20 protein-coding genes are annotated in these 20,729 nt (G+C 70.1%); 9 read left to right on the top strand and 11 right to left on the bottom strand.

The genetic code is table 11. The annotated features are described in order from the left end of the window. Nucleotide 1: 1 nt before the first annotated feature. Together dhaL and ptsP are read left to right on the top strand one after the other, a co-directional pair. Nucleotides 2-625, top strand: a complete 624-nt coding sequence (gene dhaL / locus ACIBGM_RS10725; protein ID WP_360515126.1) for a dihydroxyacetone kinase subunit DhaL — start codon at nt 2-4, stop codon at nt 623-625. Then, a complete protein-coding gene (gene ptsP / locus ACIBGM_RS10720) occupies nt 622-3,000 on the top strand; it encodes a phosphoenolpyruvate--protein phosphotransferase (RefSeq protein WP_396385201.1) in 2,379 nt (792 codons plus the stop codon). The genes dhaL and ptsP overlap by 4 nt, the downstream gene beginning before the upstream one ends. On the opposite strand, the gene ACIBGM_RS10715 is transcribed toward ptsP, so the two are convergent. The 3 genes from ACIBGM_RS10715 to ACIBGM_RS10705 form a co-directional block, all read right to left on the bottom strand. Next, nucleotides 2,979-3,635 carry a hypothetical protein gene (locus tag ACIBGM_RS10715; protein ID WP_360515009.1) on the bottom strand — a complete coding sequence of 219 codons (657 nt, stop codon included), beginning with the start codon at nt 3,633-3,635 and terminating at the stop codon, nt 2,979-2,981. The genes ptsP and ACIBGM_RS10715 overlap by 22 nt on opposite strands. Then, the gene (locus ACIBGM_RS10710) at nt 3,632-4,180 is read right to left on the bottom strand and encodes a GNAT family N-acetyltransferase (protein ID WP_360515006.1); all 549 of its coding nucleotides are present in this window, start codon (nt 4,178-4,180) and stop codon (nt 3,632-3,634) included. The genes ACIBGM_RS10715 and ACIBGM_RS10710 overlap by 4 nt, the downstream gene beginning before the upstream one ends. A gap of 72 nt (nt 4,181-4,252) precedes the next feature. Then, nucleotides 4,253-4,738, bottom strand: a complete 486-nt coding sequence (locus tag ACIBGM_RS10705) for a DUF1707 domain-containing protein (RefSeq protein ID WP_360515003.1) — start codon at nt 4,736-4,738, stop codon at nt 4,253-4,255. 136 nt (nt 4,739-4,874) lie between these two features. Between ACIBGM_RS10705 and ACIBGM_RS10700 the strand changes: the two genes are divergently transcribed. Next, nucleotides 4,875-5,237 carry a hypothetical protein gene (locus ACIBGM_RS10700; RefSeq protein WP_396385199.1) on the top strand — a complete coding sequence of 121 codons (363 nt, stop codon included), beginning with the start codon at nt 4,875-4,877 and terminating at the stop codon, nt 5,235-5,237. Here ACIBGM_RS10700 and purL read toward each other — a convergent pair. From purL to purS, 4 genes are read right to left on the bottom strand one after another with little or no spacing between them, the layout of a single operon-like run. Then, nucleotides 5,234-7,495 carry a phosphoribosylformylglycinamidine synthase subunit PurL gene (gene purL, locus ACIBGM_RS10695; RefSeq protein ID WP_396385198.1) on the bottom strand — a complete coding sequence of 754 codons (2,262 nt, stop codon included), beginning with the start codon at nt 7,493-7,495 and terminating at the stop codon, nt 5,234-5,236. The genes ACIBGM_RS10700 and purL overlap by 4 nt on opposite strands. A gap of 1 nt (nt 7,496) precedes the next feature. Continuing rightward, a complete protein-coding gene (locus ACIBGM_RS10690) occupies nt 7,497-9,554 on the bottom strand; it encodes a hypothetical protein (protein ID WP_360514994.1) in 2,058 nt (685 codons plus the stop codon). Next, a complete protein-coding gene (gene purQ / locus ACIBGM_RS10685; protein ID WP_360514991.1) occupies nt 9,554-10,225 on the bottom strand; it encodes a phosphoribosylformylglycinamidine synthase subunit PurQ in 672 nt (223 codons plus the stop codon). Before purQ ends, ACIBGM_RS10690 begins: the two co-directional genes overlap by 1 nt. Next, nucleotides 10,225-10,476 carry a phosphoribosylformylglycinamidine synthase subunit PurS gene (gene purS, locus ACIBGM_RS10680; protein ID WP_360514988.1) on the bottom strand — a complete coding sequence of 84 codons (252 nt, stop codon included), beginning with the start codon at nt 10,474-10,476 and terminating at the stop codon, nt 10,225-10,227. Before purS ends, purQ begins: the two co-directional genes overlap by 1 nt. 124 nt (nt 10,477-10,600) lie before the next feature. Here purS and ACIBGM_RS10675 point away from each other — a divergent pair, with 124 nt between their 5' ends. From ACIBGM_RS10675 to ACIBGM_RS10655, 5 genes are all read left to right on the top strand, one after another. Further along, nucleotides 10,601-11,122 (top strand): PadR family transcriptional regulator, encoded by a 522-nt coding sequence (locus ACIBGM_RS10675; protein ID WP_360514985.1) that lies wholly within the window; start codon nt 10,601-10,603, stop codon nt 11,120-11,122. Continuing rightward, a complete protein-coding gene (locus ACIBGM_RS10670) occupies nt 11,119-11,790 on the top strand; it encodes an ABC transporter ATP-binding protein (protein WP_360514982.1) in 672 nt (223 codons plus the stop codon). The genes ACIBGM_RS10675 and ACIBGM_RS10670 overlap by 4 nt, the downstream gene beginning before the upstream one ends. Next, entirely contained in the window at nt 11,790-13,115 is a 1,326-nt protein-coding gene (locus tag ACIBGM_RS10665) for a hypothetical protein (protein WP_396385196.1), read from the top strand. Before ACIBGM_RS10670 ends, ACIBGM_RS10665 begins: the two co-directional genes overlap by 1 nt. Next, entirely contained in the window at nt 13,115-13,732 is a 618-nt protein-coding gene (locus ACIBGM_RS10660; RefSeq protein WP_396385195.1) for a CDP-alcohol phosphatidyltransferase family protein, read from the top strand. The genes ACIBGM_RS10665 and ACIBGM_RS10660 overlap by 1 nt, the downstream gene beginning before the upstream one ends. Before the next feature lie 175 nt (nt 13,733-13,907). After that, complete coding sequence (locus ACIBGM_RS10655; RefSeq protein WP_396385194.1) at nt 13,908-14,396, top strand: hypothetical protein; 489 nt, start codon at nt 13,908-13,910, stop codon at nt 14,394-14,396. Nucleotides 14,397-14,492: 96 nt separating this feature from the next. Here the strand turns inward: ACIBGM_RS10655 and ACIBGM_RS10650 are convergent, their stop codons facing one another. After that, on the bottom strand, nt 14,493-15,359 hold the full coding sequence (locus tag ACIBGM_RS10650) for a phosphoribosylaminoimidazolesuccinocarboxamide synthase (protein WP_360514971.1): 867 nt from the start codon (nt 15,357-15,359) through the stop codon (nt 14,493-14,495). Next, a complete protein-coding gene (locus tag ACIBGM_RS10645; RefSeq protein WP_360514968.1) occupies nt 15,356-16,459 on the bottom strand; it encodes an FAD-dependent monooxygenase in 1,104 nt (367 codons plus the stop codon). Before ACIBGM_RS10645 ends, ACIBGM_RS10650 begins: the two co-directional genes overlap by 4 nt. 68 nt (nt 16,460-16,527) lie before the next feature. On the opposite strand from ACIBGM_RS10645, the gene ACIBGM_RS10640 reads away from it, so the two are divergent. Further along, nucleotides 16,528-17,112 (top strand): TetR/AcrR family transcriptional regulator, encoded by a 585-nt coding sequence (locus ACIBGM_RS10640; protein ID WP_396385192.1) that lies wholly within the window; start codon nt 16,528-16,530, stop codon nt 17,110-17,112. Here the strand turns inward: ACIBGM_RS10640 and ACIBGM_RS10635 are convergent. Then, on the bottom strand, nt 17,096-17,518 hold the full coding sequence (locus tag ACIBGM_RS10635; protein WP_360514962.1) for a hypothetical protein: 423 nt from the start codon (nt 17,516-17,518) through the stop codon (nt 17,096-17,098). The two genes, ACIBGM_RS10640 and ACIBGM_RS10635, sit on opposite strands and share 17 nt — an antisense overlap. A gap of 1,147 nt (nt 17,519-18,665) precedes the next feature. Further along, complete coding sequence (locus ACIBGM_RS10630; RefSeq protein ID WP_396385191.1) at nt 18,666-20,729, bottom strand: glycosyltransferase family 39 protein; 2,064 nt, start codon at nt 20,727-20,729, stop codon at nt 18,666-18,668.

The following is a 20,729-nucleotide window of genomic DNA, read 5'->3' as shown; positions in this document are numbered from 1 at the left end:
CATGGGAGTCGACAACTTCGTCAGCTGGCTGCGCGACACCGCGAGCACCTTGCACGACAACGCGGCGTACCTGACCGAGCTCGACTCGGCGATCGGGGACGCCGACCACGGCGCCAACATGGACCGTGGGTTCCAGGCGGTCGTCGCGCTGCTGGACGAGTCCACATTCGCGTCGGCCGACGAGTTGCTGAAGAAGGCCGGGATGACGCTGGTCAGCAAGGTCGGCGGGGCGAGCGGGCCGCTGTACGGCACGTTCTTCCTGCGCTTCGGGACCGCGCTGGCCGGCGTCTCGCCGATCACCCCGGAGGCGATCGGCGAGGCGTTCAAGGCCGGGGTCGGCGGCATCCTCGCGCGCGGCAAGGCCGAGCTCGGCGACAAGACCATGTACGACGCCTGGGCGCCGGCTCTGGACGCGTACGACGCTGCGGTCGCGAGCGGATCCGATCTCGCCGGCGCCCTGAACGCGGCCGCAGAGGCGGCGGCGAAGGGCCGGGACGCGACGGTGCCGCTGGTCGCCCGGAAGGGCCGGGCCAGCTACCTGGGCGACCGCAGCGCCGGGCACCAGGATCCGGGCGCGACGAGCACCACCCTGCTGCTGGAGTCGGCCGCGCGCACCCTCGCATGATCGGGATCGTGGTGGTGTCGCACAGCCACGCGCTGGCGACCGCCGCGGTCGGCCTGGCCGCCGAAATGGTTGCCGAGAACAACCGTCCGGTGATCGCGGTCGCGGCCGGTCTGGACGAGAAGACGTTCGGAACCGACGCGATGGCCGTCGCCGAGGCGATCACCGCGGCCGACAGCCCGGACGGCGTCCTCGTTCTGCTTGACCTGGGCAGCGCGGTGCTGAGCGCCGAAATGGCGCTGGAATTCGTGGACCCGTCCGTGGTCGAGCGGGTGCGGTTGTCCAGCGCGCCCTTGGTCGAGGGCCTGGTCGCCGCCGTGGTCACCGCCTCGACCGGCGCCTCGCTCGACGCGGTCGTCGCCGAGGCGAACCGCGGCCTGCTCGGCAAGCAAGAGCACCTGGGCGATTCAAGCCCTGTTGCCCAAGAGGACCTGGTGACTTCCGACCAGACGATTGAAGTTGCGGTGAGCAACGAACACGGGCTGCACGCGCGTCCGGCGGCCCGACTCGTCGCGCTGGTCAACTCGTACGACGCCACGGTCACGCTGACCGACCTGGACACCGGCCGCGGACCTGTCGACGCAGGCAGCCTGAGCATGGTCGCCACCCTGAACGCCCAACAAGGCCACCGCCTCCAGGTGGGTGCCACAGGCCCACAGGCCACGGAGGCACTCGCCGCGATCGCCGAGCTAGCCGAACAGGACTTCGGTGACACGCCGACCGGGGGTTTCGAGAGGGCCCGAGGCCCGGGAGTCGGAGGTGCCGGAGGCGAGGGCTCCGAGGGCCCCGGTGGCCCGGCGGCTGCTGGTGGTTCCGGGCTCGATGTGGCGATCGGGCCGGCTGTGGTTGTCGACGCGCAGGTCGACCTCAGCGACTACAGCCCGGGGGACGACGAGCACGGGCGGCTCGCGGATGCCTTGGATGCAGCTGGTGGTCAGCTCGAGCGGCTCCGGGACGGCAGTTCCGAGCACGGCGGGATCTTCGATGCTCAGTTGGCGATGTTGCGGGATCGGAAGCCGTTGGGTGATGTTAGGGCGGCGATTTCCGCCGGGGAGTCTGCGGCTGACGCGTGGAAGCAGGTGTACGACAAGCTGGCGAGGGTGTTCGAAGGGCTGGATGACGCGTATCAGCGGGAACGGGCGCAGGATGTCCGGTCGGTGCGGGATCGCGTTCTGCGCGTGCTCACCGGCGACGTGGCGGAGCGGCCGGAGGAGGGGATCCTCGTAGTGCCCGAGCTGGATGCCGCCACGGCAGCGACTGTGGACGCCGAGCGGATCGCCGGGATTGCGGTGCGGGCGGCAGGGACGACCGGACATGGGGTGATCGTCGCGCGATCCCGGGGAATCCCGTTGATCACCGGGATCGGTGACGTCGCCGTGCAAGCGGGCGCGATCGTGGCGTTCGACGCGCGGCACGGGTCGTTCCAGGTCGCGCCGGACGAGGCGACGATCCACGCCACGATCGTGGAGCGGCGGGCCGAGCGCGAGCACGCCGCAGCACAAGCCGATCAGCCCGCAACCACCGTGGACGGCAGGACGATCGACGTACTCGTGAACGTCGGCTCGGTGCAGGACGCTGTCGATGCACGCGGCGCGGACGGGTCGGGGCTGGTGCGGACCGAGGTGCTCTTCGGCGACCGCCGTACGCCGCCGACGGTAGAAGAGCAGGTCGAGACGTTCCGGGCGGTCGCGGCCGCGCTGGATGGCAAGCCGATCACGATCCGCACCTGGGACATCGGCGGCGACAAGCCGTTGCCATTCCTGCCGCAGGACCACGAGGCCAACCCGTTCCTGGGCGAACGCGGCCTCCGCGTCTTCCGTAGCCGGCCGCAGCTGCTGCGCGACCAGCTGGAAGCGATCCGGCAGGTCGCGGCAGAGACCCCGGTGCTCGTGATGTTCCCGATGGTGACGACGGCCGACGAGGTCGCCTGGGCGCTCGACGAGCTCGGCCCGCGGCCCGACGGCCTGGAGGTCGGCATCATGGTCGAGGTCCCGGCCGCCGCACTCCGGATCGAAACGCTTGCCAAGGGCCTCGACTTCGTCAGCATCGGCACGAACGACCTCACGCAGTACACAACCGCTGCCGACCGCACCAACTCGGCCGTCGCCCCACTGGCAGACGGGCTGGACCCCGCGGTACTGCAGCTGATCGACCACGTCGTGCGGCACTCCGGCGTGCGAGTAGCGGTCTGCGGTGACCTGGCCAGCGATCCGTCGGCCGCCGTACTGCTGGCTGCTCTTGGTGTGCAGGAGCTGAGCGCAGTGGGTCCGCAGGTACCGCTGGTCAAGGCCCGCCTACGCGAGACGGACCTGACTCAGCTGCCAACCGCGGAGATCCTCGGAGCGCGGGATGCAGCTCAGGTGCGCGGCTTGCTGTAGTAGCGCAGCTCGACCAGGTTGAAGCCGGAGGTCCGCGTCGCCTTGGCGGGCAGCGTGTAGCTCTGGCCCGGCTCCAGATACGTCACGTCCGGGCTGTCCAGGTCCAGGTCGACCACTAGCGCCGGATACGCACCGGTGTGCCACGTGTACGACTCCCCCGCGTCCGGCGTCACGTGCTGCACGCGTACGTCGTCCTCGTCGACGACCACCTTGGCCGGGACCTCACCCACCTGCTCGAACCCGGCCTCCGCAGGCACACCGGTGATCCCGAAGTACGGGTCGCCGGACGCTTCCTCGCCCAGGTCGAGCACCTCGATCAGGCGGTTGAGGTAGAGCGACTCGCCGTCGTTGGTGAGCATGTGCACCGGCGACACCGGCCGGTAGACCGAGCCGCCGACGGTCTCGTTGAGGTGGCGCGCCGGGCTGCCATCGAGCCAGTCCATGTGGCACGGGGACGTGGAGAGGCAGAGGACGACGTACGGGTTGTGATGCAGGTGCCAGCCCTGGGCCTCGCCGGGAGCGAGCGAGACCTCCCAGACGCGGACGCGAGAGTTCTTCAGCAGCACGCGAGTGCCGATCTCACCGAGGACGACCTCGGTCCCGTCCGGAGCGACAACGGTGGTGCCTGCGGTCATAGGGCCTTCTCCTCATCGATAGGGCGTTCCATAGCTACGCCACCGAGCAGCACACCGTCCGGCATGGGCAGCTCGACGGTCTCGATCTCGGTGAACCCGAAGGCCCGGTACAGCGGCACACCGGGCAGTGTCGCCATCAGTGCGAGCCGCGTGAAGCCCTCGGCCTTCGCTGCGTCGGCGCAGGCGGTGAGGATCGCCCGGCCGAGTCCACGCCGGGTCCAGTCGCTGCGCACGAACATCGCGCGGATCCGGGCCGGCTCGGTCGCCGGGTCCAGCAGTCGCTCGTCGGCTCCCGCCGTACTGGCGTTGAAGAGCTTGTTGCGGCGGCTCCAGCCACCGCAGGAGACCACCTCGCCGCCCGCCTCGTGCACGTAGTACGTGCCGTCCTCGATCAGCGCCTGGTCCAGCGTGGTGATGTGCTCGGCGGCGCTCGCCGTCTGCACTGCGTCGTAGTACGCCGGGAACAACTCCCGCACGGACGCCCGCGCCAACTCCGCAATCGCAGGCCCATCCGCCCTCACCGCCAGCCGCAACACACCCTCCACGCCCCACAGGCTAGTTCTGCAACACCAGTGGGGTGAAATGACCGGCGTCGTGAGCCGGAGAAGTAGATCCGCTCAAGGCCGGCGGGAGCGTTTGCTCTTGCCGGCCGCCCAGCGGTACGCCACGAAGGTCCAGAGCAGGGCGGGCAGCCCGAAGATCGCCGCGGCGACCTCCCGGCCGAACAGCAGCAGCACCAGCCCGGTCAGGAAGAACGGGGCGGCCAGCCACACCGCACCTGCGAACGCGGCCCACCGCCACCTGCTCGGCTTCCGCGGACCCGGCTGGTACAGCGACGGTGTCGGGAGCCCGGCGAAGACCGGCTGCAGGTCCGCGTGCGTGACGGCGGTGTTCAGCCGGTCGACCCGCGCGTGCAACTCGTCCTGGTCCAGCCGCCCGACGGCGAACTGCTCGGCCAGCTCGTCGGTGCAGACCCGGCGCTCCTCCTCGGTGAGCCGGATGTTGGCCATCCGGCGCCGCGCAGCCGCCACCCGGGCTTCCTGCCCGGCCGCAGCCGCGAGCCCCATCAGCTCACCCGGCTTGACCGGCCGCCGGTCCGCCATCCGCCTCACCTCACTCGTCCCTTTCGAGTGTGCCAGACGGCCAGGCACGCGCACCGGGAGCGGACCCCTCCGCGGGCTATCGTGCATCCGCGGTGAACACGATCACTCAGCGGTACGTCGAACTGGAGCAGCAACCGTGAAGACCATTGGCCTCGTCGTACTGCTGGTCGCCGCCCTCACCGCCTGCTCGGGCGACGGCGACGGGGATGACCAAGCGGAGACCACCCCGGCGCCGGCCAAGTGTGTCGGCACGGACACCCCGGGAAGCACGCGCGTGCTGTCGTCCGGCCCGGTCAACCTGCCGTCCGGCGGTCGCGCCGTACTCACTGAGACGCACCTGGACGCCGAGCCGGCGACCGCTCGCCTCTCGCTGCTCGGCACCGCCGCGGGCGAGCGCACCGCGGCGGAGGTCAGCGTCGGCGGGACGGTCACGGTGAAGGCGACCAAGTACTCCGTGGTCGAGATCTGCTCGGACCGGGTCCAGCTGACGAAGAGTTAGCTGAGGGCGGCCGGCAGGGTCGCGGTCCAGGCGGTCCGCAGCTCGGTCAGCGGGATCTCGAACTGGTCCTGCACGTCCAGCGAGTCCCCGGTGATGACACCGATCTTGGCGTGCGGGAAGCGCCGCGCCGTACACATGTCGGTGAACCGGACCTCCTCGGTGCGCGGTACGGCGACCACCGCACGGCCGGCCGACTCCGCGAACAGGAACAGGAACGGGTCGAGGCCGTCCGGCGCCCAGACGCGAGCGCCGACACCGCCACGCAGCGCGGACTCGACCAGCGTCTGCGCGACACCGCCGTCGCTGACGTCGTGCGCGGCGTCGATCAGGCCGTCGCGGGACGCGTTGATCAGGATGTCGGCCAACTGCTGCTCGACGGCCAGGTCGACCGCCGGCGCGCGGCCACCCAGGTGGCCGTGGACGACGTGCGCCCACTCCGAGCCGGACAGCTCCTCGTCGGTCACCCCGAGCAGGTAGAGCTGGTGGCCTTCCATCTCGGCCGTGAAGCCGATCGGCGTACGGCGGGTGACGTCGTCGATCACGCCCAGCACGCCGACCACCGGCGTCGGCAGGATCGGGGTGTCGCCGGTCTGGTTGTAGAACGACACGTTGCCGCCGGTCACCGGGATGCCGAGCTCGATGCAGCCGTCGACCAGGCCGCGGATCGCCTCCGCGAACTGCCACATCACCGCCGGGTCTTCGGGCGAGCCGAAGTTCAGGCAGTCGGTCACCGCGGCCGGGCGGGCGCCCGTGGTCGCGACGTTCCGGTACGACTCGGCCAGCGCCAGCTTGGCGCCGGTGTACGGGTCCAGCTTGGCGAACCGGCCGTTGCAGTCGGTGGACACCGCGACCCCGAGACCGCTGGTCTCGTCGACCCGGATCATCCCGCTGTCCTCGGGCTGCGCGAGCACCGAGTTGCCCAGCACGTAGCGGTCGTACTGATCCGTCACCCACGACTTGTCGCACAGGTTCGGCGACGCGACCAGCTTCAGCAGCGTGTCCCGCAACTCCGCGCCGGTGGTTGCTCGGGGCAACTTCTCCGCGCCGTCGGCCTGCAGCTCGTCCTGCCACGCCGGCCGGGCGTACGGACGCTCGTACACCGGGCCCTCGTGCGCGACGGTCCGCGGCGGTACGTCGACCACGCGCTCGCCGTGCCAGTCGATCTGCAGCCGCCCGGTGTCGGTGACCTCGCCGATCACGTCCGCCTGCACGTCCCACTTGGCGCAGATCTTCAGGAACGCCTCGACGTTGGCCGGCGTGACGACCGCCATCATCCGCTCCTGGGACTCGCTCATCAGGATCTCCTCCGGAGCGAGCGAGGCGTCCCGCAGCGGCACCTTGTCGAGCGACACGTACATCCCGCCGTCGCCCGCGCTGGCCAGCTCCGAGGTGGCGCAGGACAGGCCGGCCCCGCCGAGGTCCTGGATGCCCTCGACCACGTTCGCCTGGAACAGCTCGAGGGTGCACTCGATCAGCAGCTTCTCCATGAACGGGTCGCCGACCTGGACCGCCGGCCGCTTGGTCGGGCCGCCCTCGGCGAACGTCTCCGACGCCAGCACCGACACCCCACCGATCCCGTCGCCACCGGTCTTGGCGCCGTACAGGATGATCTGGTTGCCGATGCCGGTCGCGTTCGCCAGGTGCAGGTCCTCGTGCCGCATCACGCCGACGCAGAGCGCGTTCACCAGCGGGTTGCCCAGGTACGTCGAGTCGAAGACGACCTCACCGCCGACGTTGGGCAGGCCGAGGCTGTTGCCGTAGCCGCCGATCCCGGACACGATCCCGGGCAGCACGCGCTTGGTGTCCGGCGCGTCCAGCGGGCCGAACCGCAGCGGGTCCATCACCGCGACCGGGCGCGCGCCCATCGCGAGGATGTCGCGGACGATGCCGCCGACCCCGGTCGCCGCGCCCTGGTACGGCTCGACGTACGACGGGTGGTTGTGCGACTCCACCTTGAAGGTGACCGCGTACCCCTCGCCGATGTCGATCACGCCGGCGTTCTCGCCGATCCCGGCCAGCATCTTCCCGGCCGGCGTCTCCTGCGGAATGTCACCGAACTTGCGCAGGTGCACCTTGGACGACTTGTACGAGCAGTGCTCGCTCCACATCACCGAGTACATCGCCAGCTCGCAGCTGGTCGGGCGGCGGTCCAGGATGTCCCGGATCCGCTGGTACTCGTCCGGCTTCAGGCCGAGCTCGGCCCATGGCTGCTCGATGTCAGGGGTGCTGCTCGCGTTGCTGACGGTGTCGGTCGACACGTTAGGACTCCTGCACTAGGTGGGACTCAGGTGAAACGGTAGCGGGCTGCTCGGAGGCCACGAGGTGGGCCACCAGCAGTGGAAGGGCGAAGCCGGTCATGATCGCGGGCAGTGTGACGCCGGAGTCGTTCAGCACCATGCCGATCAGGCCGCAGGTCGACATCGCGAGCAGAGTCGGCCGGATCATCGGCAGACTTGTGTAGAAGGTTCTGTACTTCTCCGACGGCACCCGGTCCGGCAGCACGGTGGCCAGCATCGCCAGCACCACGCCGACGAGCATCGCCCAGCCGGCCGGGCCGGCGAAGTACTGCGCAGCCATGTCCAGCTTGCGGATCAGGATGTCGCTGACGTCGCCGTCGAGCAGCCGGGCCACGAACGTGCCGAAGTGACTCCGCTGGTCCGCCGGCCGCAGATAGTCGAGGAACGCGACCGCAGACACCGCCAGCACGCCGGCCGCGCCCACACCGAGCAGTGCGCGCCAGGAGATGCTCCCCCGCCACGTCAGCCACGCCATAAGCAGTACGGCGGGTGTCAGCGCCAGGATGCCGCCGAAGTCCGTCCCCCAGCCCGGCCGACCGTCCACGACGATGGCAGCGCCCCCGATGGCGAGTACTGCGAGCGCAGCCTGCTTCCTGCTCTGGTCGAGAAGCCTCTGCGCCGCCCAGCCCGCCATGACCAGCGCAGCGACCGCCAGCGTGGCGAACGTGGAGTTGCCGAAGCCGTAGAACCGTCCGCCCATCACCGGCCCGTCGGTGAACATGCTGCCGAACTGCAGCGGCGTCCCGAGGACTCCGTCCACCAGCAAGATCCCGTACGCCGCCCCAGCGATCCCGAGGAATGCATAGCGTTTGAAGGCGATCTGAGCCACAGCAGCCAGCAAGGCGCTGATGCCGATCACCACGCAGTACAAGGACAACGCAGGAGCCGGCCAGCGCCACCACATGGTCGCCGTCGACAGGAAGACCGCGATGAAGAACCCACCCTGCGTCAGCAGCGTGAAGACGAAGGTACGGCGAGACAGCGGACTGCGCGTGATCACGAACCAGGCCAGCGCGATCAGCTCCGCGGCCAGGATCGTCAGCGACACCGCGAACAGCATCGGCCGCGGCTGCTCGAACCGCTCATTGGTGTCGAGCCGCTCCTCGATCACGGTCGCAGCATCGCTGTGGCGATCGCCCGTGAAGTGGATCTCGCTGCCGTCCAGCGGCCCGGCCGCCTCGGACCCGGCCGGGTCGACCTCGGCGACGTCGCGTTCCTTGAGGATGGTCGCGGTCACGTCGGTCAGCTGGATCAGGCCGGGACGGCGGGTGCTGTCGCTGGTGAGCCAACGTGGGCCGTCGTCCGGCGGCACCTGCATGGCGACGAGCGGTTGCTGGTGCTCGTTGGCCATCGTCTGGCTGACGCCGACCAGCAAGACCCAGCCGCCGGCCGAGCGCGCCTGGGCGACCAGGTCTGCGACTCTCTTCCGGGCCTCGTCCCGTCCTTCGCGCGGAGGCATCGGGCCGGCGGCGACGATGGCGTCGCCGCACTCGTTGCTCGCCAGCCTGGCCGCATCGAACTCGGGCTGCCAGTTGGTCACCGAGCCGTCGGTGCGAGCCAGCGCGACCGCAGCGCCCGGACCGAAGCCGCAGATCGGGTAGCCCGTCTGGCCCAGTCGGCCGATGGGGGCGCCGGTGTGGTGCTCGGCCTGGCGGTCGACGTACGTCTGCCATCCCTCGACCTGGCCGTTGCTGACAGCAGGGAGGTCGCCACAGGCCTGGTCGGGGACACTGCCCCACGCCCGGGTGCCGGCGCTGATGGTCAGCCAGCCGTCGACCGGACAGGTGCGCGGACCGGCCGATTTCACGGTGATCGAGCCGACGTGCGACTCGTTCACCAGCGCAGTCAGCTCGGGCGACGCCTTCACGTCGTTCCAGGTCAGGCCAGGGACGCCGATCACCACCACCTTGGCCAACAGGCTGCTCGGCTGCGCGCCCGCCGTACCGGTGGTGACGAACAGCGCCGCCAGGGTCAGGAAGAGGGTGCGGACCAGGACTCGCCGCAACCCAGTCGAGCTCATCAGCCGGCGACGACGGCCTTCAGCACCGAGGTGAAGAAGCCCAGGCCGTCGGTGGTCGGGCCCGTCAGGGTCTCGACGCAGTGCTCGGGGTGCGGCATCAGGCCGACCACGTTGCCGCGCTCGTTGGTTATCCCGGCGATGTCGCGGTACGAGCCGTTCGGGTTCTCGCCCAGGTAGCGGGCGACGACCCGGCCCTCGCCCTCCAGCCGGTCCAGGGTAGCCTCGTCCGCGACGAACGAGCCGTCCTGGTTCTTGAGCACGATGGTGATCTCGTGGTTGGCGTCGTAGTCCGACGTCCACGCGGTGCGGTTGTTCTCGATCCGCAGCGACTGGTCCTTGCAGAGGAACTTGCGGTGGTGGTTCTTGATCAGGGCGCCGGGCAGCAGGTGCGACTCGCACAGCACCTGGAAGCCGTTGCAGATCCCGAGCACCGGCAGGCCTTCGCCCGCCTTCTTGACGATGGTCTCCATCACCGGGGCGAACCGGGAGATCGCGCCGGCCCGGAGGTAGTCGCCGTACGAGAACCCGCCCGGCAGGACGACCGCGTCCACCCCGTGCAGGTCGGCGTCGGCGTGCCAGAGCGCGACCGGCTCGGCGCCGGCCACCGCGGCCGCGCGCCTTGCGTCGACGTCGTCCAGCGAGCCCGGGAAGGTGACGACCCCGATCTTCATCAGGCGTCGACCTCGACGTGCAGGGTGTAGTCCTCGATCACCGGGTTGGCCAGCAGCGTGTCGGCGGCCTTGCGGATCTCGGCGACCCGCTCCTCGGTCGCCTCGCCGTCCAGGGTGATCTCGAACCGCTTGCCCTGGCGGACGTCGGCCACGCCGTCGAAGCCGAGCCGGCCGAACGCGCCGTGCACCGCCTTGCCCTGCGGGTCGAGGATCTCGGGCTTGAGCATGACGTCGACGACAACGCGAGCCACTGACTTACTCCAGGTCTCGTTCCGGGGTGACGCCTGAATCCTACCGACCGATGCCCAGTTCCCCAGCATCGGCCGGAATTCCGGACTATTCACTCAGTACATACACGCGGTGTATAGTCGTTCCATGGCCACTGCGGAGCTGGTGCTGGGACTGCTGTCCCGCGGCCCTGCCCACGGGTACGACGTGAAGCGGGGCCATGACTCCTGGTTCCCGGACGGTCGCCCGCTGGCGTTCGGGCAGGTCTACACAACGCTCGGGCGGCTGGAGCGGGACGGGCTCGTCGAGGTGGTGGACAAGACCTCCGGCGGCGGTCCGGACCGGACGGTCTACGCACTGACGAGCAAGGGCCGCGACCACCTTGAGGAGTGGCTCAGCGACCCGGTGCCGCCGGCCTGGGGCAGCGCTGACGAGGTGCTGCGCAAGCTCGTCGCGGCGATCCGGACCGGTGGCGACGCGGCCGCGTTCCTGGCTCGGCAGCGGGCGAGCCACCTGCGCCGGATCCGCGAACTGCGGGAGACACCGGCCGAGGACGACCCGACGTCGCCGCTGGTCCGCGAGTACATCGTGGCCCACCTCGACGCCGACCTGCGCTGGCTGGACAGCGCCCTGGAACACATCTCCGAGCAGAAGGATCAGCGTTCATGAGCGCACTGGAGCTGACCAGCGTCGAGTACTCGTACCGCCGCAACCCGGCCCTCAGGGGTGTCACGCTCCAGGTCAAGCCCGGTGAGGTCGTCGCGATCACCGGCGCCAGCGGCTGCGGGAAGTCCACGCTGCTGCACTGCGCCGCGGGCATCCTGGCTCCGGACACCGGCACAGTGCGGGTGTCCGGGCAGGACCTGGCCGAACTGCCGGAGGAGGAGCGCGCACGGCTTCGCCGTACCAAGGTCGGCGTCGTGCTGCAGTTCGGGCAGCTCGTGCCTGATCTCGCACTGGTCGACAACGTCGCGCTGCCGCTGCTGCTGGACGGACATGAGCGAGCTGAGGCGCACGAGACCGCGCTGGACTGGCTCAAGCAGGTCGGTATCGCCGACGAGGCCGACGCGGTGCCTGCTGAGCTGTCCGGCGGCCAGACCCAGCGAGCAGCCGTCGCCCGTGCCCTCGTCACCGGACCTTCCGTCGTACTCGCGGATGAGCCGACGGGCAGCCTGGACAGCCGGGCCGGTCAGGAGCTGCTCGAGGTGTTGCTGCGGGCGTCGCGGAACCGCGGGGCGGCTCTGGTGATGGTGACGCATGACAACCTCGTCGCAGCGTCGGCGGACCGGGAGATCCGGCTGCGCGACGGCGTGATCCAGCACGAGGTCGCGCTCTGATGACGCTCGAGACGCTGGTCCAGCTCGCTCGGTCGCGCACGCCCGCCGATCGCAGCCGCATCCAACTGGCCACAGCAGCGCTGGGGCTCAGTGGTGCGCTCCTGCTCGGCGCACTGCGAATCGTGCGGCTGGGCAGCGACATGCTGCCGGAGACCGTCTACAGCAACTACATCGCCGAGGCCGGTCTCCGCTCGGGACTGATCGCGATCCTGGTCATCCTCGCCGTACTCACCGGTGGTCTGGCCGTGCAGGCCTTGCGACTCGGTACGGCGGCCCGCGAACGGCGACTCGCAGCGCTGCGACTGGCGGGCGCCTCCCGGAAGCAGGTGCGACAGCTGTCCGTGACAGACGCGGCCATGGCGGGGTTGGCCGGCGGACTGCTCGCGGGGCCGGTGTACCTGGCGCTCAGCCTGTTGCTGGGCGCACTGCCGCGCATGGCGCGGATCCTCCCGGGCGCAGAGCTGCTGGACCTGATCGTGTGGATTCCGGTGGTGGTGATGACGACTGCGGCCGGCGCATTGATCGGCAGCCTGCTGCACCGCGACCAGCTGGAGCCGAGCGTCGAGCAACCGGAGCAGGTGCGCACCGGCATCATCGCCGGGCCCGTGATGATCGTCCTCGGGCTGGCGACGGTCCGCTGGGCCGGGTACATCGCGTCGACTGTGCTGATGATCGGGTTGGCGCTGTTCTTCCTCAGCCTCTCCCCGCTGTGGATCCGGGCCATCGGCCGCCGGCTGCAGCGGTCCGGCGACCCGGCCAACCTGCTGACCGGTGTCCGCCTGGTCACCGACGCCCGGTCGTCGAGCCGGATGGCGACTGTGCTCGCCTGCTGCGGCTTTCTGGTCGGCACGCTGGTGCACGGGACCATCGGCGTACTGACCGAGGGCGAGCAGATCATCGGGCGGGCCGACTTCTACGTGACCGGGTACGTGCTCGGCGCGGTCGGCGTACTGCTCATCGTGCTGACCGGCATGGCCGCACTGGTCGTCGGTGTGGCCGACCAACTGGTGGACCAGCGTCGCCAGCTCGCGTGCCTTACCGCACTGGGCGTCGACACGCAGTTCCTTCGCCGGGTGATCCGTAGGCAGCTGACTGCGGTTGCCGCACCGGCGCTCGCCAGCGGCATGCTCCTGGGCACACTGCTCGGCCTCGGGCGGCTGATCGGCGGGTTCACCAGCCCGTTCCATCTCGGCACGGTGGTCGCCGCCGCTGGGCTGACCATCGGCGGCTGGCTGATCGGCCTGCTCGGCGGTGTCGCGGCCGGCCACCTGCTTCGCAACCAAGTCCGGGACGCACTCGATCCCGAGAATCTGAGGGCAGCCTGATGAGTGTGCTTCTGGCGGGATCTTCGGCGCCGGCGCTGCTGCTGGGCGTTCCGAACCGCATCACCCTGGTCCGCACCGTCGTCGCGATGGTGATCGCCGCCATCGCGTTCCGCACCGGCGCGCTGAGCTGGCTGGTGGTCGGGTACGCCGCGTACTGGGTCGGCGACATGGCCGACGGGGCGGTCGCGCGCTACCGCGACGAGGAGTCGGTGGCCGGCGCGGTGTTCGACATCGTCTGCGACCGGGCCTGCTCGTTCCTGTTGGCGGCCGCGTTCATGGCCACATTCCCGGCGACGATTGGGCCGCTGGCGATCTTTCTGGTCCAGTTCGGCGTACTGGACACGATGCTGTCGCTGGCCTTCCTGCTCTGGCCGGGCACGCTCAGCCCGAACTACTTCTACAAGGTCGACCGGCCGATCTGGCTGTGGAACTGGTCCAAACCGGCCAAGGCGGTCAACACCGCGGCCGTGGTGATCTCGCTGATCATCGCCCACCAGACCGGCGCCCACTGGCTCCCGTACGGCGTCGCCCTCGCCGCCCTGGTCGTGAAGATCGTCTCCACCTACCGCCTCCTAACCATCCTCCGCGGCCCCCACCCCGCCACCCCCACCACCTGAGCTCGGCCATCCAGCGTGCCCACCTCCTCTGCTTTCACGGGCCGCAGGCCCGTGCTGGCGGCATGGGGGACGACGTCAAGGGGGGCAGGGGGTGCATCGGGTGGGGCCCTGGTTCACCCCGGGAGTGGAGGTGGGATGCGTGGCACCCTTGCTGACGGCACATAGCCTCGGGGTCATGTGGGTCTGGCAACTGGCATTGGCGGTGGGCTTCGGTATCGGGTCCGCCGTCATTCCGGTAATGAACGCCGAGGCATATGTCCTCGGCGTCGGCGTGTCCGGGGCACTGGACCCGGTGGTCGCAGCAACCGGGGTCTCGGTCGGGCAGACGATCGGCAAGGTCGCCATGTTCCTCGCCGTCCGCTACCGCCCGGGGTACGCCGCCCGGAAGACCAAGGAGCCGAAGGCCGTCAACCTGGACACCCGCTGGGGCCGCTTCGTCCAGTGGAACCGTGACGTCAGCAAACGCCTCCTCGACGCCATGAGCGACCGCCGCTTGGGCATCCCCGTCACGCTGCTGAGCGCATCGGTCGGCATCCCACCCCTGTACGGCGTCGCGCTCATCGGCGGCGCCTCCCGCATGGGCGTGCTCACCTTCAGCCTGTCGGTCCTGCTCGGCCGAGCCGCCCGCTTCGTCCTCCTGGCCCTCGGCGTCAGCCTGGTGTGAGTCGCGGACCGCCAGGCCATCACAATTGAACGCCAGACGGCGCTCTCCGCGAGCGCCGGACCTCAAGGCTTCGTTGTGATGGCCTGGCGGTCCGCCTCACCCACCAAACGTGCGCCCGGTGAGCTGCTCGTAGGCGTTGATGTAGGCAGCGCGGGTGCGCTCGACCACCTCGTCGGACAGGGGCGGCGGGGCGTCACCCGACGTGCGGTCCCAGCCGGAGTCGAACTGGAGCCAGTCGCGGATGATCTGCTTGTCCAGCGACGGCTGCTGCCGCCCCGGCTCCCACTGGTCGGCCGGCCAGAACCGGCTCGAGTCCGGCGTCAGCACCTCGTCGGCCAGCACGATCGTCCCGTCCGCCCGGGTCCCGAACTCGAACTTCGTGTCCGCCACGATGATCCCGCGCTCCGCCGCCATCGCGTGCGCCCGCGTGTAGATGTCCAGCGTGGTGTGCCGCAACGCGGCCGCCGTCTCCGCGCCGACGGTCGCGACCACATCGTCGTACGACACGTTCTCGTCGTGCTCGCCCAGCTCGGCCTTCGTCGCGGGGGTGAAGATCGGCTCGTCCAGCCGCGACCCCTCGACCAGACCCGGCTTCAGCGGGATCCCGCACACGCTGCCGGTGGCGTTGTAGTCGAGCAGACCGGAGCCGCTCAGGTACCCGCGCGCCACGCACTCGACCGGGATCATCGCGAGCTTCTCGCAGACCACCGCACGCCCCGCGACCTCGGCCGGCACGTCGGTGGACAGGATGTGGTTCGGCACCCCGAGCACCTCGAACCACCACAGGCTCATCGCGGTGAGCACTTTGCCCTTGTCCGGGATCGGCGTCTCCAGCACCCAGTCGAACGCGCTCTGCCGGTCGCTGGCGACCATCAGCAACTCGCCGGAGTCCAGCTCGTACAGGTCCCGGACCTTGCCGGAGTGGATGTGCTTGGCGCCGGGGATCTCAGGGGCTGTGGTCACGCCCCCGATTCTTCCATCCGCCGCCTCCGCGCCCGCAGGGCCACCACCTTGCCACTGAGTGCGAGCAGTCCGTCCCGGATCGCGCACACCACCCGGTTCTCCACCTGACCCAGCCGTCCGACGCCGCGGGACCGCTTGACCAGCTTCGTGGTCGCGGGCCGGCGATCCCGGTCGTACGCCGCCAGCGCCGTACCCAGGTCACCAGGCTCGGCCAGGTGCTTCGCCAGCGCGCCGGCGTCCTCGATCGCCGAGCAGGCGCCGCGGCCGAGGTTCGGCGTCATCGCGTGGGCGGCGTCACCCAGCAGTACGACGCGACCGCGCACGAACGGGACGAGTGGCGTCGCCAGGTCGTAGATGTCGTTCTGCAGAAGGGCTTCCGGCGGCGTCCCCGCGAGGATCGCCGGGATCGGGTCGTGCCAGCTGCCGAAGTCCCTGGTCGCCGTCGCGTGGTCGCCACCCTGGCCGGCCGGCTGGTTGGCCGTCGCGTACCAGTAGATCCGCCCGTCGATCAGCCGCGCGAACCCGAACCGTTGCCCACGGCCCCAAGTCTCGCCACCACCGTCGTCGATCCGCACGTCGGCAATCCCCCGGTACGCCGTGTAGCCGGAGTACTGCGGTCCCTTGAACTCCGGGTACAGCGCCTGCCGGATCACGCTGCGGATTCCGTCGGCCGCGACCACCAGGTCGGCCTGCAGCTCGTCGTTGATCGTCACGCCGCTCTCGTCCTGCGTAAGTTTCATGACGGTGTAGCCGGTCCGGACCGTGATCCCGGGCCCGAACTGGTCCGTGATCAGCTCGTGCAGCTGCGCGCGGTGGATCATCACCGGCAGCTCGACCCCGAGATCGGCCGCCTCCACCACCCACTGACCGCCGGGTTTGCGCATCCCGGCCGGGTTGGACTCCACCGCGGCCTTCTCGACGCCCTTCACCCCGAGCTCCTCCAGTACGGCGACCGCCGCCGGCCAGACCGAGATCCCGGCGCCCACCTCCCCCAACTCCGGTGCCCGCTCCAGCACCGTGACCTGCCATCCGCACCGCTCCAGCGCGACGGCCGCCGTGACCCCGCCGATCCCCGCTCCCACCACGATCGCCGTACTCATGACCTAGACTCTACATCTGTAGAGGCTGGTTGAGAAGTGCTTACCTCGGAGATGGGAGACTGACCGCCGTGACGAAGCAGGTGCCGCTCGGCGCGGATCGGCGGGACGCGATCGCCGACGCCGCGATCCATCTGGTCGCGACCCGCGGCCTGCGCGGGCTCACCCACCGCGCGGTCGACACGGAAGCCGGGCTACCGCCGGGCTCGACGTCGTACTATCTCCGGACCCGGAACGCACTGCTGACCGCCTGCGTGAACCGGATGCTCGCCCGCGATCTGGCCGCGTCACCGAGCTTCGGCGCGGGGACGTCGCCGATCGACCTGCTGATCGAGATGGTCGTCGGCCTGGCGCGGGACCGTCCGGACGACCTGGTCGCGCGGTACGAGTTGTCGCTCGAGGCCAGTCGTCAGCCGGAGTTGCGGGACGCGATCGTCGCAGGGGGACAGCAGTTGCGGGCGATGCTGGCGCAGTTGCTGGACGGGCTCGGCGTACCGAATCCTGCTGCGGCGGCCTGGCCCGCCGCGGCGATGCTGGACGGCCTGCTGTACGACCGCGTGGCCGGCGCCGGGGCCATGATGTTGCAGGAGGATTTCGAGACCGGCGTACGGCGCTCGGTCATTGCACTGCTGGACGGGCTCAGAGCCGGTCGGTGACCGTGATGAAGGTGAAGTAGCAGACGCCGAGCAGCATGCCGACGTGGCCGAGCACGGACAGGCCGGCGCCGGAACCCCACGCGTCGCCCTTCGTGTCCTCGGAGTGCCGGCCGCCGCTGGGCAGCCAACGGGCCAGGAGCAACAGTCCAAGCAGGGTCAGCAACCACCACCCGGCCAGGATCACCAGCGCGATCGCCTGCCGACCGGTGACCAAGGCAACGACCCAGCCGAGCAGCGTGAACACGCCGACAACCGTGTGCAGGCGCAGCAGGACGGCGGGGTAGCCGTGCCGGCCGGCGCCATGACCGGTGCCATCGACAACGGTTCCGCCGAGGCGGACGCGCGTCAGCAGTACGACGACCGCACCCAGGGCGGTCAGGAACCAGGTGACGTTCGACCATTCCACCTCCCGATCCTTACCCCACCACCCCCCACCCCCAACCGTCCCCGCGTGTCGCAACCCACAGTCACGCCACCCGACCCAACCGAAAGCCCCTCCCAGTTGGGCCGGACCACCACCCCCACCGGCACCCTGCGAGGCCCGGCCGGGGGCGGTTCACCTGGCAGGCCAGGGTGTCCGCCCTCACGCGCCCGACCAGGCTGCTCGTTCCAGCTCAGCTCGTCTGCGCCTGCCCCGAGCCGTCACCAGTACCGTTCCCAGGCTGAGTCCCCTGCCCGGGCACGGTTCCCTGTCCTTGCCCCTGCTGCCCTTGTCCCGGGAAGGTCCCCTGCCCAGGCGCCTGCCCTTGCTGCCCTTGCTGCCCAGGGAACTGTCGCCCACCTCCACCAGGCCCACCAAACTGATTCTGCTGACTATCGAACCCATCCCACGCATGCCCAACCGCAGCACCCCCAAGAAACGCCAACACAGCCAACAAACCCCCCGCCCCAGCCAACACCAGATTGCTAGGCCGATTCCCGCCCATCCCATCCCCCTGCTCCCCAACCCCCGGAGCCCCATACACCCCGCCGTACGCCCCCGCACCGCCCGCGGCGGCCCCCGAGGCTGGTGTGTTTGGCGCGCCGGCTGCTTCGGCAGCCGACGTGCTGGGGAGGGCGGCCGTGTCGTCGGCGCCGGATGTGTTGGCGGTGCGGACGGCTTGGTACTGCGCCTCGGTGGCCGGGGTCTGCGCTCCGGCGGCTGATGCGCCGGGGAGCGCCGGTCCAGCCAGGTGCGGGCCCGCAGCACCCTGCGCGCCAGGCCGTACGCCGGGACCCGGCGTCTGCGCTCCGGCAGACGCGCCAGGCACGCCCGGGCCAACCGACTGCGGGCCGGGCGTGTTCGCAGTGCCCGACGCCGGCGCCCCAACTGACCCGCCCGGCCGTCCCGGCCCGACCAGGTGCGGCCCGGGAGTAGCCGACGTACCGGGCTCCATGCTCGGGCCCGGCGTACCCGGGCGGGTGCTTGGTGCGGAGACAGCCGGATGGGTGCTTGGTGCGGAGACAGGCTGGTGGGTGCTGGGTGTGGGGGGTGTTGGGTGGTGGGTGAAGCGGTGGGTGGGGTTGTTGGGGGTTGGGGGGTTGGGGTCTTGGGTCATGGTGACTGCTCCGGTTCAGCTGGTGGTGGTGAGGTCGTAGATGGTGGTGTTGCCTACGGTTTGGGACTGGAAGGTTTCGGCTACCCAGGTGGCGATCTCGTTGGAGGTGCCGTTGCGGCCGCCGCCGAAGCCGCCGCCTCCGCCGATGAAGTAGTGGATCTTGCCTTGGGCAACCAGTTCCTTGAACTCCGCCAGGGATGGCGCCGGGTCGGTGCCGTTGAAGCCGCCGATCGCCATGATGGGTTCGCCGGAGGCGATCTGCAGGGGCGCGGCGCCGTTCGCGGTGACTGCTGCGGCTGCCCAGGTGTACCCGTTGGCGCCGTTCTGCAGCAGCGTGATCAGCTCGCTTGACACTCCACTGATCCCGCCCCCGCCGAGGAACCCACCGACCCCACCGGTCCCACGACCAGTACCGCCATTCCCGTTCCCCGTCGTTCCCGGCACCCCGGTCGTCCCCGGCACCCCGGTCGCCCCGTTGCCGGTCGTCCCGTTCCCGGGGCCGCCGAAGCCGTTGCCGTTCTGACCAGGGGGTGTGCCCATCCTGCCCATGCCGCCGCCAGGGCCGCTGCCCATGCCGCCACTAGACGGGCCGGCCGACGGTAGTGCGCCGGCGTGGGCCGTGTTGATCGTGTTGACCGAGTACGCCGTCGGTCCGGCCAGCGCGCTCACCGCGAGCAGCGTCGCCGCGAAAAGCCCGGCCCGCCGAGCCGCCGTACGGTGAAGTCCCAGCTCCGGCAGGATCATCACCAGACCCGCCCCGAGTACGCCGGTCAGCAGCACGAGCCATCGCAACCACGGATGCCACGAAGGCGTCTCGTTCAGGAGGGCGAACCCCCACCCACCGGTCAGCAACGCCCCACCCGCAAGAGTTGCTCGCGGCAACCATTCCGACCGCCGCCGCCACAGCACCGACATCGCGGCCCCGACCAGCGCCCCGATCGCCGGCGCCAGCGCGATCATGTAGTAGCTGTGGATGATCCCCTGCATGTAGCTGAACGTCAGCCCGGTCACAACCAGCCAACCACCCCACAGTACGGCGAACGCCCGCGTCTTGTCCGTCCGCGCAGCCTTGCCCGAAGCAACGATCAGCACGATCGTCGCAAGCAGCGCCGCCGGCAGCAACCACGCGATCTGCGAAGCGAACTCACCACCGAACAGCCGCTGCAGCCCGGTCGCGCCACCCCACCCCGCGCCGCCGGTGCCGCCGCCGACCGACCCGGTCTCGTTCCCGTTCAACCGCCCGAGCCCGTTGTACCCCAACGTCAGCTCGAGAATGCTGTTGTTCTGCGACCCACCGATGTACGGCCGAGCCGACGCCGGCATCAACTCGACGATCGCGATCCACCAACCGGCGCTCACGATCAGCGAGACCAACGCCAGCACACTGTGCACGATCCGCTTCCCGAGCGCCGGCTTCCCGGCGATCAGGTACGCCAGGCCGAACGCCGGCAGAATCAGGAACGCCTGCAGCATCTTCGTCAGGAACCCGAAGCCCACGAATGCGCCCGCCAGCATCATCCACCGGGCAGCGTGCTTCTCCGAGTCGATCGCCCGGGTCACCGCCCACGCACCGGCGCAGAGCAGCAGGATCAGCAGCGCGTCCGGGTTGTTGAACCGGAACATCAGTACGGCGACCGGCGTCAGCGCAAGGATTGCGCCGGCCAGCAGGGCCGCGTTGGCCGAGAACCAACGCCGTACCGACACATAGACGAAGCCGACGCTCGCGACGCCCATCAGCGCCTGTGGGATCAACATGCTCCAGATGCCGAAGCCGAAGATCCGCCCGGACAAGCCCATCACCCACAGCGACGCCGGTGTCTTGTCGACGGTGATGAAGCTGGATGCGTCGAGCGACCCGAAGAACCAGGCCTTCCAACTCGTCGAGCCGGCCTGCACCGCGGCCGCGTAGTACTCGTTGGCGTAGCCGTTCTTGGACAGCCCCCAGAGGTAGGCGATCGCGGTCAGGACGAGCAGGCCGCCGTACAGGATCCTGTCCCGGCCGATGGAGTACGTCGTGCTGACCGCACGTGGTCCGGCCCGGCGCGATGTCGCCTCGACGGGATTGGTGATCGTGGCCAT

Origin of the sequence: Kribbella sp. NPDC050470, from assembly GCF_044458365.1 — a bacterium.
Classification (GTDB): Bacteria; Actinomycetota; Actinomycetes; order Propionibacteriales; family Kribbellaceae; genus Kribbella.
Note: the sequence above shows the minus strand (reverse complement) of the source record. Positions and strands in the feature narration are given on the sequence as shown.

Bases quoted from the DNA above. Each gene is read 5' to 3' on its own strand.
- ACIBGM_RS10660 (WP_396385195.1), top strand. From the start codon at position 13,115: ATGAGTGTGCTTCTGGCGGGATCTTCGGCGCCGGCGCTGCTGCTGGGC.
- ptsP (WP_396385201.1), top strand. From the start codon at position 622: ATGATCGGGATCGTGGTGGTGTCGCACAGCCACGCGCTGGCGACCGCC.
- ACIBGM_RS10630 (WP_396385191.1), bottom strand. From the start codon at position 20,729: ATGGCCACGATCACCAATCCCGTCGAGGCGACATCGCGCCGGGCCGGA.
- dhaL (WP_360515126.1), top strand. From the start codon at position 2: ATGGGAGTCGACAACTTCGTCAGCTGGCTGCGCGACACCGCGAGCACC.
- ACIBGM_RS10655 (WP_396385194.1), top strand. From the start codon at position 13,908: ATGTGGGTCTGGCAACTGGCATTGGCGGTGGGCTTCGGTATCGGGTCC.
- ACIBGM_RS10705 (WP_360515003.1), bottom strand. From the start codon at position 4,738: ATGGCGGACCGGCGGCCGGTCAAGCCGGGTGAGCTGATGGGGCTCGCG.
- ACIBGM_RS10675 (WP_360514985.1), top strand. From the start codon at position 10,601: ATGGCCACTGCGGAGCTGGTGCTGGGACTGCTGTCCCGCGGCCCTGCC.
- ACIBGM_RS10715 (WP_360515009.1), bottom strand. From the start codon at position 3,635: ATGACCGCAGGCACCACCGTTGTCGCTCCGGACGGGACCGAGGTCGTC.
- ACIBGM_RS10645 (WP_360514968.1), bottom strand. From the start codon at position 16,459: ATGAGTACGGCGATCGTGGTGGGAGCGGGGATCGGCGGGGTCACGGCG.
- ACIBGM_RS10690 (WP_360514994.1), bottom strand. From the start codon at position 9,554: ATGAGCTCGACTGGGTTGCGGCGAGTCCTGGTCCGCACCCTCTTCCTG.
- ACIBGM_RS10665 (WP_396385196.1), top strand. From the start codon at position 11,790: ATGACGCTCGAGACGCTGGTCCAGCTCGCTCGGTCGCGCACGCCCGCC.
- ACIBGM_RS10670 (WP_360514982.1), top strand. From the start codon at position 11,119: ATGAGCGCACTGGAGCTGACCAGCGTCGAGTACTCGTACCGCCGCAAC.
- purQ (WP_360514991.1), bottom strand. From the start codon at position 10,225: ATGAAGATCGGGGTCGTCACCTTCCCGGGCTCGCTGGACGACGTCGAC.